The following is a 16,603-nucleotide window of genomic DNA, read 5'->3' on the forward strand; positions in this document are numbered from 1 at the left end:
GCGGTCACACGCGACGCTTCGCCGCATACGCCATCATCAAAGCGCCGTCATTCACCTCAGATCACACGCTCGCGCAACCAGGCCGACGCAAGATCGATCGCGGAGACGACCACGATCACCATGATCATCACCGCCGCGGTCTGCGCGTAATCGAACGAGCGGATCGCCTCGTACAGCACCACGCCGATCCCGCCCGCGCCGACCATGCCGACCACCATCGCCGAGCGCACGTTCGATTCGAAGCGGTACAGCGCGTACGAGATCCACAGCGGCAATACCTGCGGCAGCACCGCGTAGACGATTTCGTCGAGCGGCGTCGCGCCGGTGGCGCGCACGCCTTCGGCGGGGCGCGGATCGATCGCCTCGACGGCTTCGGCGAACAGCTTGGCCAGCACGCCGGTGGTGTGCACCCACAGCGCCAGCACGCCGGCGAACGGGCCCAGGCCGACCGCCACGATGAACAGCATCGCGAAGACCATTTCGTTGATCGCGCGGCACGCGTCCATCAGACGGCGAACCGGTTGCACGATCCAGACTGGCGCGATGTTGTGCGCGGACATCAGGCCGCACGGGATCGCGCAGACGAGCGAGAGCGCCGTGCCCCACACCGCCACCGACAGCGTCACGATCATCTCGTGCAGATACGTGCGCCACTCGGTGAAGTCCGGCGGGAAGAAGTCCTTGGCGAACTGGCCCATGTTGCCGGAGTCGCTCAACAGATCGAGCGGACGCATATCCGCGCTGTGCCATGCACCGCCCAGCACCGCGATCAGCGCGACCCAGCCGAGCAGCGACAGCCAGCTGCGCTTGCGCGGCACGCCGGCCGCGGCTTGCAACGCCTGCGTGTCGAGCGCGCTGCCCGCGCGGGCCGGCGACGCGGTCGGATTGGCGGTGTTCATGGCTTCGGCTGTTCGGTGGCGAGCGCGTTCAGCTTGGCGTCGAGGGCGGCGAGCTGGGTTTTGCGATCGTCGTCGGACAGATGGGTATCGCCCTCGATCTTCTGCTTCTGCTGGAACAGCGCGACCTGGCGGATCGGCAGCAACTGCGCATCCGACGACGCCGCGAACCCGCCGTAGCCGAAGATGCCGGCCATCACCTGCTTTTCATGCGGATCGGTCTTCGCGTAGTTCAGGAAGAAGTTGCGCAGCTTGTCCTTGGTGGCTTGCGGCAGATCCTTGCGCCATACCAGCGGGTCCGACGGAATCAGCGGCGAGGTCCACAGCACGCGCACCTGCGCGAACTTGTCCGGATGCTGCTTCTTCAGCGTGTCGAGCATTTCGGTGTTGTTCGTCGCGATGTCGATCTTGTTGTTCACGACGGCCAGCAGATTCGCTTCGTGGCTGGACGGCAGCACGGTCTTGAACGACGTATTGACCGGCGTGTTGTGCTTCGCGAACAGGTAGTAGCCGGGGATCAGCGTGCCCGAAGTCGAGTTCGGATCGCCGTAGCCGAGCGACACGTCCTTCGTATTCTTGAACACGTCGTCGAGCGTTTTGAAACGGCTGTTCACGTTGGTGATCAGCACGGAGTAGTAGCCGGCGGCGCCGTTCGCGTATTCGATCTTCGCGAACACTTCGCCCTGCGAGCGGTCGACCGCCTCGATCGCCGACGCGTTGCCGAAATAGCCGACCTGCACCTTGTTGAAGCGCATGCCTTCGATGATGCCGGCGTAGTCGGTCGCGAAGAACGCCTTGACGTTCAGGCCGGTTTGCTTGTTCATGTCGGCGATCAGCGGTTCCCAGCGTTGCTTGAGGACCGACGACGAATCCGTCGAGATGATGCCGAGGTTGATGTCCTCGGCGTGGGCCGCGGCGGCGCCGGCGAAGGCGACCGCGCCGAGAGTCAGCGTGATCAGGGAGCGCAGGAATTTCATCGGTTGAGATCCGGTTGAGATGACGAGGGACTGACGCGCTCAGTTCGAGTGCGCGGGTTTGAGAGCGAACGCGTAACGCGTGGAAGCGGGTGTCGTGTCTGATGCGGGCGACGCAGCGGCGGTGCCAGGTGTTTCGCCGAGGCTTGCGGCGTCGCCGGCCGGGTCGAGCAGTTCGTGGGCGTCGTCGCCGTAGAGTTTTTTCAGCAGCGCGGGGGAGAGCGCGGCGGACGGGCCGTCGTAGACCACTTTGCCCGCGCGCAGCGCGACGGTGCGCGGGCAGTATTCCATCGCGATATCGACCTGATGCAGCGACACGACCACGGTGAGTTGATGTTCGGTGTTCAGGGTGCGCAGCATGTCCATGACGCGGCGGGACGATTCCGGGTCGAGCGACGCGATGGGTTCGTCGGCGAGGACGATCTGTGCACGCTGCACGAGGGCGCGAGCGAGTGCCGCGCGTTGTTGCTGGCCGCCGGACAGATTGGCGGCGCGTTCGTGGGCGTGTTCGCCGATGCCGACTTCGGTGAGCGCGGCCAGCGAGCGGGCGCGTTCCGCGCGCGGGAAGCGGCCGGTGAGGCGACGCCACCAGGAGAGGCGGGCGAGGGCGCCGACGAGCACGTTGGTTTCGACGGAGAGGCGGTTCACCAGATTGAACTGCTGGAAGACGAAGCCGATATCGCGGCGGATGCTGCGGACCTCGCGGACGATGCGGCCGTTCTGCTGGATCGGGCGGCCGAGAATGGAAATCTGCGAGGGTTGCGGGTCGGCGGGCGTGAAGCCCGCGATGTGACGGAGCAAGGTGGATTTGCCGGAGCCCGACGCGCCGATCAGGGCGACCATCTCGCCGGATTCGACGCGCAGGTCGATGTCCGTCAGGGCCTTGCGGCCGTTGGTGAAGGTCTTGCTCAGGCGTTCGATTCGGATTGCTTCCATTTTGGTTCCCCTTTGCGGGGGGCTCTGGATCTTGATGGTTGGGATTCTAGGAAGGGTCTGTGACGGTTGAGTGAAGATGTGGTGACGTCTAGACGACTAGATATGTTTGTGAAGGTTTTGTGGCTGGGTTGCTTTTGGGTTTCTTTGTTTTTCTCTGGTTTTTTTGGCCTTTCCTTGCTTTCTTCGTGGTCTATTAGCCCCGCACAGGGGCAACCCTAATGGACCACTAACAAATAAAAGAAGAAAAAGAAAAGAAGAAAATGACACCCCCATGAAAACCAAAAAAACAGCAACACAAAAAAATCCCAGGCTATATTCCCAACCAACCCCAAATCAAGAACAACCCTCACCTTGCAACCCTTAAGCTTTCTTCCTGACAGCTTTGCGGAATACGAAGATCTAAAAACGATCCTCGACCAGGGCAGTGCAAGCTTTGAAATCCACACGGTCTGCGAAACAACCGTCCGCGGCCGTCGCTTCGCCGTCCGTACGGCCAGCATCGGTTCGACGGATCCCCTCGCGCCCGCCATCGGCTTCTTCGGTGGTATCCACGGGCTGGAACGCATCGGCTCGCAACTCGTCCTCGACTACATGCGCGCACTCCTCGCACGCCTCGAATGGGACGAATTGCTGGTCCGCCAACTCCAGTCCATTCGTCTGATCTTCATGCCGATCGTCAACCCCGGCGGCATGTGGGCCGCCACCCGCGCGAATCCGAACGGCGTCGACCTCATGCGTAACGCCCCCCAGAACGCCGACGAACGCGTGCCCCTGCTCGCCGGCGGACAACGTGTCGGCGCCTGGCTACCCTGGTATCGCGGCCGCGAAGGCGAACCGATGGAAATGGAAGCGGCCGCCCTGCTCAAGGTCGTCGAGGCGGAACTCGCCGCGCGTCCCCTCAGCATCGCGCTCGATTGCCATTCGGGCTACGGCTGGAACGACAGCATCTGGTTTCCCTACGCACGTACCCGCAAGCTCATGCCGCATCTGCCGGAAATGTACGTGCTCAAAACCATGTTCGAACGCGCGCATCCGCATCACGGCTACGCATTCGAACCGCAAAGCCATCAATATCTGTTGCACGGCGATCTGTGGGACTTCGCGTACGACCGCGCGCCCGAAGCACACGTGTTCCTGCCGATGACGCTCGAACTCGGCTCGTGGCTCTGGATCAAGAAAAACCCCCGGCAACTCTTCTCCCGTCAAGGCATGTTCAATCCGGTCAAGGCGCATCGCACCGCACGCGTGCTGCGGCGTCACGCCAATCTGTTCGACTTCCTCGCGCGCGCCGCGTTTTCCGCGCAACGCTGGCTGCCGCAAGGCAACCGCCGCGAGCAATTGCTGCAATCGGCAATCGACCACTGGTATAAAACGGACGGCGCATGAGCACGTGGATTCTGCTGCGAGGCCTCACGCGCGAAACGCGGCATTGGGGCGCTTTGACCGATGCGCTGCGCGATGTGGCCGGAATCGAGCATCTATTGCCGATCGATCTGCCCGGCAACGGCGAATTCTCGACCGTGCGCGCGCCGGCGAACGTCGCGGAAATGGTCGACTTCGTGCGTCTCGCGGCCCTGCAGTCCGGCGTGCCGGGTCCGTATTGCGTGCTGGCGATGTCGTTGGGCGGCATGGCCGCGACCCATTGGGCGCAGCGCCATCCCGCCGAGATCGAGCGGCTGGTGCTGATCAATACGAGCATGCGGCCTTTCAGCCGCGTGACGGAACGTCTGCGGCCCTCCGCCTGGCCGACGCTGCTGGACGTCGCCGCGCACTGGCGCGACGCGCGGCGCGCGGAAGCGGGCATTCATCGCGTGACCTGCAATCGCAAGGAAACGCTGGACGCCGATCTCGACGCGTGGAGCGAGATCCGCCGTAGTCGGCCCGTCGGCCGCGCGAATGCGTTGCGGCAGTTGTGGGCAGCGGCGCGCTTCACCGCGGATGCTGCGAAGCCGCAATGTCCGCTGCTGATCCTGTCCTCGCGTGGCGACGAGCTGGTCGATCCGTCCTGCTCCAGCAGGCTCGCGGCGGCATGGCACGCGCCGCGCCGCGAACATCCGTGGGCTGGACACGATCTGCCGCACGACGATCCGGCGTGGACCGCCGAACAGATCCGCGCCTGGCTCGCACACTACGACGCGGAACTCGACGCCGCGTTCTGAATGGCGCCGTCAGCGGGTATTACCTGAGTCCATGCCCGCTTCTCGTGCAAGGCGGCGGGTGCATAATTCCCCTTCAGTCGATGCCTGCGAATCAATCGATACCCGCCGTAGCCACCCGCCCGGAGGAGTTGATCATGCAAGCCAGAAACGAAGAAGCGGTCACGCACCTGCTGAACGATGTCCTCGAATTTGCACGCGGGCGTTTGCCCGAACCGGCCTTCCACGTCGTCGAACCCTTTCTGCGGCACTACTACGACTTCGTCGATGCCGACGATCTGCAAAGCCGCTCCATCGCCGACCTCTACGGCGCCGCGCTCGCGCACTGGCAAACCGCGCAGCGCTTCGTGCCGGGAACCGAGCGGCTGCGCGTCTACAACCCGATCCTCGAACAGCACGGCTGGCATTCCGATCACACGGTGATCGAGATCGTCAACGACGACATGCCGTTCCTCGTCGATTCGGTATCGATGGCGGTCAACGGCCAGGGGCTCGCGCTGCATTCGGTCGTGCATCCGGTATTTCGCATCTGGCGCAGCCCCGACGGCGCGATCGCGCGCGTGGGCCAGGGCGCGGAAGAAACGACCGACACGCGTTCGCAACTCACGTCGTTCATTCACTTCGAAGTCGATCGTTGCGGCGACGCCGCGAAACTCGACGCGTTGCGCGACGAGATCGCCCGCGTGTTGCGCGACGTGCGCGCGGCGGTGGAAGACTGGCCGAAGATCGTCGAACTCGCGCGCGGCACCATCAAGGGCATGAAGGCCGGCGAAGCCGGACCGGAAGGACTGGAGGCGCGCGCGTTCCTCGAATGGATGGTGGCCGATCATTTCACCTTTCTCGGCCAGCGCGATTACGAACTGGTGCAGCACGATATCGGCTACGGCCTGCGGCCGGTGGCGGGCTCGGGTCTCGGCATTCTGCGCGACACCTTGCGGCCCGCCGGCGCGCCCGACGTCACGCCATTGCCGCCGGCCGCCGCCGAAATCATCAGCGGCACGTCGCCGATCTTTCTGACCAAGGCCAATTCGCGCGCCACCGTGCATCGGCCGGGCTATCTCGACTACGTCGGCATCAAGCTGACCGGCGCGGACGGCAAGGTGACCGGCGAGCGGCGTTTCATCGGTCTCTACACGTCCACCGCGTATTTCGTATCCGCCGCCGAGATTCCGATCGTGCGGCGCAAGTGCGCGAACATCGTGCGGCGTGCCGGTTTTCTGCCGAAAGGCCATCTCGCCAAATCGCTGGTGACGGTGCTCGAAACCTATCCGCGCGACGAACTCTTTCAGGCCGACGAGAACCAGCTCTACGACATCGCGCTCGGCGTGCTGCGTTTGCAGGAACATCAGCGCACGCGGCTGTTCGTGCGGCGCGACCGCTTCGATCGTTTCGTGTCGTGCCTCGTGTTCGTGCCGCGCGACAAATACAACACCGATCTGCGCCAACGGATCGCCACGCTGCTCGCCGAGGCGTTCAATGGCGAGAACGTCGAATTCACGCCGCTGCTGTCGGAGTCGACGCTGGCGCGCATTCACTTCGTCGTGCATGCCAAGCCGGGCGGCATGCCGAATGTCGACACGCGCGAACTCGAAGCGCGCCTCGTCCATGTGGCGCGCCGCTGGCAGGACGATCTCGCCGATGCGTTGCTCGACGCGTTCGGCGAAGAGCAGGGCAACCGTCTGCTGCAACACTATGGCGATTCGTTCCCGGCCGGCTATCGCGACGATTACCCCGCACGCACGGCGGTGCGCGATATCGAATTGATCGAACGCGTGCAGGGCAGCGAGCGGCTTGCGATGAACCTTTATCGCCCGATCGAATCCGGCCCGCGCGCGTTCCGCTTCAAGGTGTACCGCGCCGGTTTGCCGATCGCGCTGTCGCGCAGTCTGCCGATGCTCGAACATCTCGGCGTGCGTGTCGACGAGGAACGTCCCTATCTGATCGAGGCGATCGACTCGACGCCCGCGTGGATTCACGACTTCGGACTCGAACTCGCGGACGACGCCGAGTTCGATATCGAACGCGTGAAGGATCTGTTCGAGCAGGCGTTCGAGCAGGTGTGGACCGGCGCGATCGAAAGCGACGACTTCAATCGGCTGGTGTTGCGCGCGCAGTTGAATGCGCGCGAGGTGACGATCCTGCGCGCGTACGCCAAGTATCTGCGCCAGGTGGGCTCGACCTTCAGCGACGCCTATATCGAACGCGCGGTCACCGGCAACCCCGGCATTGCGCGGATGCTGGTGGAATTGTTCGTCGCGCGTTTCGATCCGTCCCTGGGCGAGACACGCGAGGCGCGCGTGGACAGCTTGCTGGGTACGATCGACGGCGCGCTCGACCAGGTGCCGAACCTCGACGAAGACCGCATCCTCCGGCAGTTTCTCGGCGTGATCAAGGCGACGCAGCGCACCAACTACTATCGCTTCGACGCAGACGGTCAGCCGAAACCGTATCTATCGTTCAAGTTCGATCCGTCGCAGGTGCCCGGCTTGCCCGAACCCAAACCGATGTTCGAAATCTGGGTGTACTCGCCGCGCGTCGAAGGCGTGCATTTGCGCGGCGGCCGCGTCGCGCGCGGCGGTTTGCGCTGGTCGGACCGGCGCGAGGATTTCCGCACGGAAGTGCTCGGCCTGATGAAAGCGCAGATGGTGAAGAACGTGGTGATCGTGCCGGTCGGCTCGAAGGGCGGCTTTGTCGTGAAGAACCCGCCGCCGCAAAGCGAGCGCGATGCGTGGATGCGCGAAGGCATCGCGTGCTATCAGACGTTCCTGCGCGGCCTGCTCGACGTGACCGACAACCTCGCGGGCACGACAGTCGTGCCGCCGCCCGACGTGGTGCGGCACGATCCCGACGATCCCTATCTGGTGGTCGCCGCCGACAAGGGCACGGCCACGTTCTCCGATTACGCGAACGCGATCTCGCAGAAATACGGTTTCTGGCTCGACGATGCATTCGCGTCGGGCGGCTCGGTCGGCTACGACCACAAGAAAATGGCGATCACCGCGCGCGGCGCTTGGGAGTCGGTCAAGCGGCACTTCCGCGAGATGGGCGTCGATACGCAGTCGATGGACTTCACCGTGGTCGGTGTCGGCGATATGTCCGGCGACGTGTTCGGCAACGGCATGCTGCTGTCGCCGCACATCAAACTCGTCGCGGCATTCGATCACCGGCATATCTTCCTCGATCCGAATCCCGATCCGGCCACGAGTCTCGCGGAACGCGGGCGGCTCTTCATGCTCGACCGTTCGAGCTGGGCCGACTACGATCCCTCGCTGATCTCGCCGGGCGGCGGCGTGTTTCCACGCAGCGCCAAGACGATTCCGCTGTCGCCCACCGTGCAGATCGCGCTCGGCATCAGTTCGCCCGCGCTCGCGCCGGCCGAATTGATGCGCGCGATTCTGCAGGCGCCGGTGGATCTGCTCTACAACGGCGGCATCGGCACGTATGTGAAGGCGAGCCGCGAAACGCATCTGCAGGTCGGCGACCGCGCCAACGACGCGATCCGCGTGAACGGCGCCGATCTGCATTGCAAGGTGGTTGCCGAAGGCGGCAATCTCGGTCTCACGCAACTCGGGCGGATCGAGTTCGCGCAGCGCGGCGGCCGCATCAATACGGATGCGATCGACAACTCGGCGGGCGTCGACTGTTCGGACCACGAGGTCAACATCAAGATTCTGCTGGGACTGGTAGTGGCCGACGGCGAAATGACCGACAAGCAGCGCAACGCACTGCTCGCCGAGATGACCGACGAGGTCGGCCTGCTCGTGCTGCAGGACAACTACTATCAGACTCAGGCGCTGTCGATCGCGGGCCGCTACGGCGTCGAACTGCTCGATGCCGAGGCGCGCCTGATGCGCTATCTCGAACGCGCGGGCCGCCTGAACCGGGTGATCGAATTCCTGCCGAGCGACGAGGAGATCGCCGAGCGGCAAGCCGCGAAACAAGGCCTCACCACGCCCGAACGCGCGGTGCTGCTCGCGTACAGCAAGATGTGGCTGTACGACGCGCTGCTCGATTCGCCGATGCCGGAAGACCCGCTCGTCAGCGACATGCTGGTGGAGTACTTCCCGAAGCCGTTGCGGCAACGCTTCAGCGAGCCGATGCAACGCCACCCGTTGCGCCGTGAAATTCTCGCGACGCATTTGACCAACGCGTTGGTGAATCGCGTCGGCTGCGAGTTCGTGCACCGGCTGATGGAGGAAACCGACGCGCGGCCTGGCGACATCGTGCGTGCCTGCATCATGGCGCGCGACGTATTCGATCTCGACGACGTCTGGCGCAGTATCGACGCGCTCGACAACCGCGTGGCCGACGACGTGCAGGCGCGCATGTTCGTCGAGGTCGCGCGGCTCGTCGAGCGGTCGGCGCTGTGGTTTCTGAGGCAGTTGCAGTCGGGCGCGGTTAGCGACGACGAGGTGGCCGATCTGCTCGCGCGCTGCCGCGACGCGGCGCAGCGGCTCGCGCCGCAATGGCCGGCGCTGTTGCCGGCCGACGATCTGGAGGCGCTGTCCGGGCGCCAACGCGTCCTCGCGGACGCCGGGGTGGACAGCGAACTCGCGGTACGGATCGCGAGCGGCGAAATCTCGGCCGCGTTGCTCGACATCGCCGAAGTGGCGTCGACCTGCGGGCGCAGTCTGGAACTGGTGGCGGGTGTGTATTTCTCGCTCGGCACGCTGCTCAATTACGGCTGGATCGGCGAACGCGCGGCCGCGTTGCCGGCGCCGACGCATTGGGACCTGCTCGCGCGCGCCACCGCGCTCGCCGAACTCGGCCGCCTGAAACGCGCGCTGACGATGAGCGCGCTCGCCGACGCGAACGATGCCTCGACGCCGGATGCGCTGGTGCAGACGTGGCGCGATAAACGCGCGACGCAGCTCGAACGCTACGCTCGCCTGCTCGCCGATTTGCGGGCGACGGGCGGTGCGAGTCTGTCGATGCTGCTGGTGATCGTGCGCGAGATGGCGGCGCTGGAACGCGCATGACTGGGTGCAAGGCGGGGCGTAAGGCGGACGAAAGGAAGCGTAAGGAGGCGCAAAAAGGACGCATGACGAGACCATGAGCCAACCCGCCGACGCGATGGAATAAACCCGCGAGGCTGGCTGTTCTGTGTGGGTGGCCACGACTGACGGGTAGCCGGACGGTGGCTGCTTCCCCTTACACACACGGTATCCGTCATGCTCAATTCGCTCATTTCCCGCCGTCGCCTGATTGCGACCGGCTCGCTGGCTTCGGTCGGCGTCGCGCTCTCCCGCTTTGCGTTCGGTCAGACGACGCCGGCCGATACCAGGCCCGCGGCTCCGACGCTCAGCGTCGTGCCCGCCTATCTGGGCGTGTCGCCGCAAACGCTGCCGCCGCTGCCGTATGCGGAGAACGCGCTGGAGCCGGCCATTTCCGCGCGTACGATTTCGTTTCACTACGGCAAGCACCATCGCGCGTATTTCGACAATCTGCACAAGTTGCTGGCCGGCACGCCGCTCGAACAGGCGTCGCTGGAACAGATCATCGTGCAGTCGCATGGACAGGCGGCGCTCGCCGACGTGTTCAACAATGCGGCGCAGGCGTGGAACCACAACTTCTACTGGAATTCGCTGACGCCCGCGTCGAATGCGCCGAGCCCGAAACTGCAGGCAGCGATCGACCGCAAGTTCGGTTCCGTCGAGGCGTTGTCGAAAGCGCTCGTGGCCACTTCGGCGTCGCAATTCGGCAGCGGCTGGGGCTGGCTGGTGGTCGATCGCGGCGAGCTGGCGGTCGTCAAGACGGGTAACGCGGAAACGCCGTTCACGGCAGGCCTCGCACCGTTGCTGACCGTCGACGTCTGGGAGCACGCGTATTACCTCGACTATCAGAATCGCCGTCCGGACTATCTGGTGGCCACGGTGTCGCGTCATCTGAACTGGGCGTTCGCGTCGGCGAATTACGAGCGTCTGTGATGACGCACTGACCCGGCGGCGCCCTCGTGGGCGCTTCATCGTTCACATCGTTCACATCGCTCACGTCATTCAATAAGGTGCGATCCATGTTCACTATTCATTCACGGCCAGGCTCCGTCGTCGGCCTTGTCGCGCTCGTCGTCAGTGCGGCGGCGCTGGCTGCCTGCGCGGCGGTTCCGGCCGCCTCGCCTCCGGCTACGCCGGCGTCCATCGATCCGCCGCAAGGCGAACGCGCGATGACGCTCACCGCGTCCGGCGTGCAGATCTACGCGTGCGAATACGACGCGCAGCACAGGCTGGGCTGGGTGTTCAAGCAGCCGCAGGCGACGCTGTACGACGCGAGCGGGCACGCGGCGCTGCGTCACGGCGCGGGCCCCTCGTGGGAAGCCGACGACGGCAGCCGGATCGTCGGGCACGTGCTGGCGCAACGTCCGAGCGACACGGCCGCGAGCGTGCCGCAATTGCTGCTGGAAACGCACAGCACGGGAGGCAGCGGCGTGCTGTCGACGGTGCGGTATGTGCAGCGGGTGCGGACTGTCGGCGGGACGATGCCGGCGGCGCCGTGTTCCGCGCAGGGCGAGCTCGGCAGCTCGCCGTACCTCGCGAACTACGTGTTTTACCGCTAGCATCCGGCGGGGTCGGGTTTTTGTCCGGGCGGCGACGGCATGATTAACGAGGTACAATCCGCGAGCTTTTCGGGCCAGTCGGCAACGGCCTGTATGCGTTCGTCGCGCCTGCCCGCAACCCCTGCTTTCAGCCAGTCAATCATGTCAACAGCGGATGTCGAGACTCTGCCCGATTTGCTGCCGGGCATGCTGCCGCGGCTGTGGGCATTCTCCCTGCGCCTGTGCGGGAACCAGCACGACGCCGAGGATGTGCTTCAGCGTGCCTGCGTGCGCGGCCTCGAACGTGCCGGTCAATTGCAGCCGGGCACGTCGCCGCTGAGCTGGATGTTCTCCATCGTTCACTCCACCTGGATCAACGAGTTGCGCGCGCGTAACGTGCGCAGCCGGTCGAGCATGGAATGGGACGACAACTTTCTTGAAACCGTGGCCGATCCCGGCGCGCGCAATCCGGAAGCCACCATGTTGAGCGGCGAGATCATCGCGGCAGTCGAGCGCTTACCCGAGGCGCAGCGGATCGTGATGCTGCTGGTCGCGGTCGAAGGCTTGAGTTACGCGGAAGCCGCCGAAACGCTCGGGGTGCCGATCGGCACGATCATGAGCCGGCTGTCGCGCGCGCGGCAGACCATCGGCGCGCAATTCGGCGAACGCGCCGCCTCGCCGGCAGGCTCCGCCGGCGACACGCAGAGGGCAGCGCAATGAAGATCGACGATGCCATCCTGCTAGCTTATGTCGACGGCGAACTGTCGGCCAACGAGTGCGAGAAGGTCGAACGCGCGATGCACGACTCGGCGGATGTCGCGTCGCGCGTGTCCCTGTTGCGCGCGTCGCAACTGCCGTACGGCGAGGCGTTCGCCCAGCAATCGCTGCCGCCGGTGCCGGCGTCGCTTAGCCGAAGCGTCGAGGATATGATCCGGCAACATCGCGCGGGCGCTTCGGCGCAGCCTGTCGCGCAGTCCGACGAAGCGCTTCGTGAAGCGCATGAACCGCCCGAAACCGCTGCTTCCGCCGATGAACCCGAAGTGCCGCCCGGCGCCAACGTGCATCGTCTGACGCCACGCGCGCCATCCGTGCCGGCGCGCACGTGGCCGAAATTCGCGCTGGCGTTCGCGGCGGGTGTGTTCTGCTGCGCGGTCGGCTTGCGGCTCGTGCCGCAACTGACGGGCGCAAGCGGCAGCGGCGCGCTCAGCACCGCATCGAACGATGCCGGCATGACGCCGTGGATCAAGGCGGCCGCCGGCTATCAGCAGCTCTATACGCGCGACACGGTCGCGCTGCTGCAACCCGACGCGAATTTCACGGCTGCTACTGTCGCCGACATTCGTCACACCGACGATCTTGCCGTGCAGATTCCCGATCTGCGCAGCCAGGGCTTGACGTTCAAACGCGTGCAGCGTCTGCGCTTTCACGACAAGCCGCTCGTGCAGATCGTCTATCTGCCGGAGAAGGGCAAGCCGGTCGCGTTGTGCGTGCTGAAGGAAGCCAAGGCCGATGCGGCGCCGTCCAGCGCGAACGTGCATGGCATGGACGTGGTCGCGTGGCGTCGCGGGCAATTGGGCTATGCGCTGATCGGCGAGCCCGGCAGCGTCGATCTCGACGCGCTCGGCAAGCAGCTTTACAACGGCCAGGTGGCGGCCACGATCGGCAGGGACGACAGCGGCCGCGAGACGCCCAAGGGCTGAACCGTCCGCTGGCTATGCCAGCGGACGATCGTTACGGATTGACTTCGTCGTGTTGCGCCGTATCGGCGCGGCGTGCCATCCACGTTTCGAGCGCGTCGGCCGTCAGCGGACGGCTCAGGTGGTAGCCCTGCGCGACATCGCAACCTAGCGCGCGCAAGCGCTCCAGCGTCTGCGCGTCCTCGACGCCCTCGGCGACCACGCTCAAACCCATGTTGTGCGCCAGCGCGATCGTCGAGCGAACGATCACCTCGTCGCTCGCATCCTTCACCATGCCCGTCACGAACGAGCGGTCGATCTTGAGTTCGTCGACCGGCATCCGCTTCAGATACGAGAGCGACGAATAACCGGTGCCGAAATCGTCGATCGAAAGGCGAATGCCGAGACCGTGCAGACGATCCAGCGTCGCCATCGCATGCGACGGGTCGTCCATCAGCGCGCTTTCGGTGATCTCGATCCACAGCCAGCGCGGCGCGACGCCGTGGTTATGCAGCAGCGCGGCAAGCACGTCGGGCAGATCGCTGCCGACCAGATCGCGCGCGGACACGTTGACCGACACGCTGAGCTCCAGTCCCTTGGCGTGCCAGCGCGCACATTGCGCGACCGCTTCGCCGACGACCCAGCGTGAGATCCGGCGAATGAAGCCGGTCTGTTCGGCGAACGGAATGAACTCGCCGGGCGGCACCATGCCGCGCAACGGATGTTCCCAACGCACGAGCGCTTCCACGTGCGCCATGGTGTTGGTGGCGAGATCGAGCTTGGGCTGATAGTAGAGGCGCAGCTCGCCGTGTTCGATCGCGTGACGCAGACCGCTCATCAACGACAAGCGTTCGGCGCCGGGCAGTTCGTCGTGATGCGCGAACACGGACACGCTGCTGTTGTCGCGCTTTGCCGAATACATCGCGACGTCCGCGCGGCGCAGCAGAACATGGGCGTCGGTGCCGTCATGCGGGAAGGTGACGATGCCGATGCTCGCGGCGACGTCCACGACCTGGCCTTCGAGCAGAATGGGTTGCTCCAGTGTTTTGAGTATCCGGTTCGCCACGCGCCGCGCGGCGTTCAGATCGCCGTCGGGCAATAACACCGCGAATTCGTCGCCGCCGAGACGCGCGACCGTGTCCGATGTCGACGGCAAGCAGGCGCTCAAACGATTGCCGACTTCATGCAGCAACAGATCGCCGATGCGATGACCGAGCATATCGTTCACATACTTGAAGCGGTCCATGTCCAGCATCAGCATCGCGGTCGAGCCGTTCCGCTTCGCTGCTTCATCGATCGCTTCGTGCAGGCGCTCGTTGAACGACACGCGATTCGGCAGGCCCGTGAGCGTATCGACGTAAGCGAGATCCATGATGCGCGCCTCGCGCTCGGCAATGCCCTGACTCATCTGGCCGAACGCGACCGCGAGTTCGCTGAGTTCGTCCTTCTGCTCGAGCTGGATCGGCGGACCGTATTCGCCGCGTCCGATCCGCCGCGCGAAACGCGTCAATTCCGCCAGCGGCCGCGTGACGCTGCGTGCGGTCAGCGCCGCGCCGGCGATCGAGATGGCCACGCCGCCAAGCGTGAGCAGAAGCAGCATGGATTGCAATTGACGATACGGCGCCATCGCTTCGCGCAGCGACTTCTGCAAGACGGCGATCACGGGCCGGCCCGGCAGCGTGAGCCACACCAGCCGCGAACCGAAGTCGTCGTTCAGGCGCAGGTTGCGGTTGTGACCATCGGCCCGGATGGCCGCGCGGCTCGCGAGTTGCAGCGCGGCGCGTTGTCCGGCGGGCAGCGAGCTTGCGAGGACCTGCCAGCCGCCGTTCGCGGACAGCGACATGAACGAGACGTCGAGCGATGCGATCTCGTGCAGGTCGTGCGCGAGCGTGTCGTCGATCGCGAAGCCCATCACGACCCAGGCGATGGTCAGCGGCGCTTTCACGGGCACGGTCACGATTTCGTAAGGCCGGCCGTTGATCACGCCGATCAGCGAGGCGGCGCCCTGACGCGCGGCGTGCTGGATCAGCGACGGAAACGGAAACTGCCGCATCGCGCTCTGAGGGCCGTGACTGTCCGGGATCAGGCTACCGTCGAGTCCGACCAGCATCACGATATCGGCATTGATGCGGCCGCCCTGGTTTTGCAGCGCGGACAGAATCGTCGTCTGGTCGCGCAGCGCGACCGCTTCGCGAAAACCGAAATCCGCCGCGACCACCGCCGCCGCCTGGGTCAGCTTTTCGATATCCGATTGCAGCACGCGCGCGAATACGCGTTCGCCGACGATCAATTGTTCGTCGACATTCGCGCGCGCCACCGACACGATCACGGTATTGGTGGCGATGAACACTGCTGCCTGAATCGCGAGCATCAGCAACACGAAGACGAGGGCGATTTTCGACCACAGTCGATTGAGACGCATGGAGCGCATTCCCTGATGCGCCGTTATTCGGCGTTGAGTTTGAGGGTGAAGGTCGTCGCGGCGTGGCCGGATGTGCCGACAATCTGTTCGGGCCGCGCATTCGCGTCGCTCTGCCGGTAATGCCAGGCGGTCACACGATAACGGTCCGCGGGTAGATCGGCCAGGCTCGCGTTGCCGTTGGCGTCGGTCTTGGCGAAGTAGGGCGTATGCACGACGAGTAGATACGCGACCATCATGTCGTGGATATTGCAGCCGAGCACGACCAGCCCCGGTTTGTCGAACACCACCGGATGCGCGGGCACACCCCGGTACAGCTTCAGCTCGAAACGCTTGGGCGCGGAGAGCGAATAGACGTCGTGCGCGATGTCGTCGAGATTCGGCAGTTTGACCGCGGCGCCGGTCTGGATCACGGAGACGAGCGGCACGAAGGTCTTGTTCCGCTGCGCGATCTCCGCGCCGAGCGGCGCGCGCGACGGCAGGTGGCCATCCATTGGCGTCGCGTAGATCACGGCGTCCTGGATGGGGGCGCCGCCTGCATCGGCGACGTGGACTTGCAGCGTCGCGGCTGCGGCTGGAACGGCATGGGCGGCGAGCACGGCCAGCATGAAGCGGGTCGATGCGAGCAGCAATCGGCGCAGGCCCGTTCGGAATGATCTTTGAATTGTCATGGTCGCGTCGAGTTGGAGTGGCGAAGCACGAAGCGCGAGAAGAGGCACAACCCCGTGTCGTGCGCGCGCGTCGAGAGGTACAACACGTTGCGCGCGAAACTATTCCATCTTCAACCGATGAATTTATTCAAACGAGTCGATCGGGCGAATCTATCGGCGGGCGAGCTTTGACATCGAGAGTAAAAAATCTCCGGAATAAAGGCGATCGAGGCGGGTTTACGGTCAGGTCACGTCCATGAACATGAACGGGCGTCGCGACCTGTTAGCGGCATCACGTTATCGCGTGATTGCGTGTTTGCATGATTGCGTTCGCCGACCTTGAACTCTCTTTTTTCGAACCGCC

The 16,603-nt window shown here is 64.8% G+C and carries 12 protein-coding genes; 7 read left to right on the forward strand and 5 right to left on the reverse strand.

Annotated elements, in window-relative coordinates; all coding sequences use genetic code 11:
* Positions 1–56: 56 nt before the first annotated feature.
* Genes phnE through phnC form a run of 3 tightly spaced genes read right to left on the reverse strand, consistent with a single transcriptional unit; the run spans position 57 to position 2,806 of the window.
* Entirely contained in the window at positions 57–899 is an 843-nt protein-coding gene (phnE, locus tag LFL96_RS30435) for a phosphonate ABC transporter, permease protein PhnE (protein WP_281001599.1), read from the reverse strand.
* Positions 896–1,873 (reverse strand): phosphonate ABC transporter substrate-binding protein, encoded by a 978-nt coding sequence (phnD, locus tag LFL96_RS30440; protein ID WP_281001600.1) that lies wholly within the window; start codon positions 1,871–1,873, stop codon positions 896–898. The genes phnE and phnD overlap by 4 nt, the downstream gene beginning before the upstream one ends.
* 39 nt (positions 1,874–1,912) lie before the next feature.
* Positions 1,913–2,806: a phosphonate ABC transporter ATP-binding protein gene (gene phnC / locus LFL96_RS30445; RefSeq protein WP_281001601.1), complete on the reverse strand. Its 894-nt coding sequence runs from the start codon at positions 2,804–2,806 to the stop codon at positions 1,913–1,915.
* A gap of 351 nt (positions 2,807–3,157) precedes the next feature.
* Here phnC and LFL96_RS30450 point away from each other — a divergent pair, with 351 nt between their 5' ends.
* The 7 genes from LFL96_RS30450 (at position 3,158) to LFL96_RS30480 (ending at position 13,194) form a co-directional block, all read left to right on the forward strand.
* A complete protein-coding gene (locus LFL96_RS30450; protein ID WP_281001602.1) occupies positions 3,158–4,192 on the forward strand; it encodes a M14 family zinc carboxypeptidase in 1,035 nt (344 codons plus the stop codon).
* Positions 4,189–4,965, forward strand: a complete 777-nt coding sequence (locus tag LFL96_RS30455) for an alpha/beta hydrolase (RefSeq protein WP_281001603.1) — start codon at positions 4,189–4,191, stop codon at positions 4,963–4,965. The genes LFL96_RS30450 and LFL96_RS30455 overlap by 4 nt, the downstream gene beginning before the upstream one ends.
* A gap of 134 nt (positions 4,966–5,099) precedes the next feature.
* The gene (locus LFL96_RS30460; RefSeq protein WP_281001604.1) at positions 5,100–9,941 is read left to right on the forward strand and encodes an NAD-glutamate dehydrogenase; all 4,842 of its coding nucleotides are present in this window, start codon (positions 5,100–5,102) and stop codon (positions 9,939–9,941) included.
* Positions 9,942–10,133: 192 nt separating this feature from the next.
* Positions 10,134–10,889, forward strand: a complete 756-nt coding sequence (locus LFL96_RS30465) for a superoxide dismutase (protein WP_348638432.1) — start codon at positions 10,134–10,136, stop codon at positions 10,887–10,889.
* A gap of 86 nt (positions 10,890–10,975) precedes the next feature.
* Positions 10,976–11,515: a DUF3455 domain-containing protein gene (locus LFL96_RS30470; protein ID WP_281001605.1), complete on the forward strand. Its 540-nt coding sequence runs from the start codon at positions 10,976–10,978 to the stop codon at positions 11,513–11,515.
* A gap of 141 nt (positions 11,516–11,656) precedes the next feature.
* A complete protein-coding gene (locus tag LFL96_RS30475) occupies positions 11,657–12,214 on the forward strand; it encodes an RNA polymerase sigma factor (RefSeq protein WP_281001606.1) in 558 nt (185 codons plus the stop codon).
* Positions 12,211–13,194: an anti-sigma factor gene (locus LFL96_RS30480; RefSeq protein ID WP_281001607.1), complete on the forward strand. Its 984-nt coding sequence runs from the start codon at positions 12,211–12,213 to the stop codon at positions 13,192–13,194. Before LFL96_RS30475 ends, LFL96_RS30480 begins: the two co-directional genes overlap by 4 nt.
* A 31-nt stretch (positions 13,195–13,225) precedes the next feature.
* On the opposite strand, the gene LFL96_RS30485 is transcribed toward LFL96_RS30480, so the two are convergent.
* On the reverse strand, positions 13,226–15,592 hold the full coding sequence (locus tag LFL96_RS30485) for an EAL domain-containing protein (RefSeq protein WP_281001608.1): 2,367 nt from the start codon (positions 15,590–15,592) through the stop codon (positions 13,226–13,228).
* A gap of 23 nt (positions 15,593–15,615) precedes the next feature.
* Positions 15,616–16,260 carry a methylamine utilization protein gene (locus LFL96_RS30490; RefSeq protein ID WP_281001609.1) on the reverse strand — a complete coding sequence of 215 codons (645 nt, stop codon included), beginning with the start codon at positions 16,258–16,260 and terminating at the stop codon, positions 15,616–15,618.
* Between the last annotated feature and the right edge of the window lie 343 nt (positions 16,261–16,603).

The sequence above is a fragment of the Paraburkholderia sp. D15 genome (assembly GCF_029910215.1).
In the GTDB taxonomy this organism is placed as follows: domain Bacteria; phylum Pseudomonadota; class Gammaproteobacteria; order Burkholderiales; family Burkholderiaceae; genus Paraburkholderia.

What these genes read in the sequence shown, in the direction of transcription:
- phnE (WP_281001599.1), bottom strand. Translation starts at nt 899, where the DNA reads ATGAACACCGCCAATCCGACCGCGTCGCCGGCCCGCGCGGGCAGCGCG.
- phnD (WP_281001600.1), bottom strand. Translation starts at nt 1,873, where the DNA reads ATGAAATTCCTGCGCTCCCTGATCACGCTGACTCTCGGCGCGGTCGCC.
- phnC (WP_281001601.1), bottom strand. Translation starts at nt 2,806, where the DNA reads ATGGAAGCAATCCGAATCGAACGCCTGAGCAAGACCTTCACCAACGGC.
- LFL96_RS30455 (WP_281001603.1), top strand. Translation starts at nt 4,189, where the DNA reads ATGAGCACGTGGATTCTGCTGCGAGGCCTCACGCGCGAAACGCGGCAT.
- LFL96_RS30460 (WP_281001604.1), top strand. Translation starts at nt 5,100, where the DNA reads ATGCAAGCCAGAAACGAAGAAGCGGTCACGCACCTGCTGAACGATGTC.
- LFL96_RS30465 (WP_348638432.1), top strand. Translation starts at nt 10,134, where the DNA reads ATGCTCAATTCGCTCATTTCCCGCCGTCGCCTGATTGCGACCGGCTCG.
- LFL96_RS30470 (WP_281001605.1), top strand. Translation starts at nt 10,976, where the DNA reads ATGTTCACTATTCATTCACGGCCAGGCTCCGTCGTCGGCCTTGTCGCG.
- LFL96_RS30475 (WP_281001606.1), top strand. Translation starts at nt 11,657, where the DNA reads ATGTCAACAGCGGATGTCGAGACTCTGCCCGATTTGCTGCCGGGCATG.
- LFL96_RS30480 (WP_281001607.1), top strand. Translation starts at nt 12,211, where the DNA reads ATGAAGATCGACGATGCCATCCTGCTAGCTTATGTCGACGGCGAACTG.
- LFL96_RS30485 (WP_281001608.1), bottom strand. Translation starts at nt 15,592, where the DNA reads ATGCGTCTCAATCGACTGTGGTCGAAAATCGCCCTCGTCTTCGTGTTG.
- LFL96_RS30490 (WP_281001609.1), bottom strand. Translation starts at nt 16,260, where the DNA reads ATGACAATTCAAAGATCATTCCGAACGGGCCTGCGCCGATTGCTGCTC.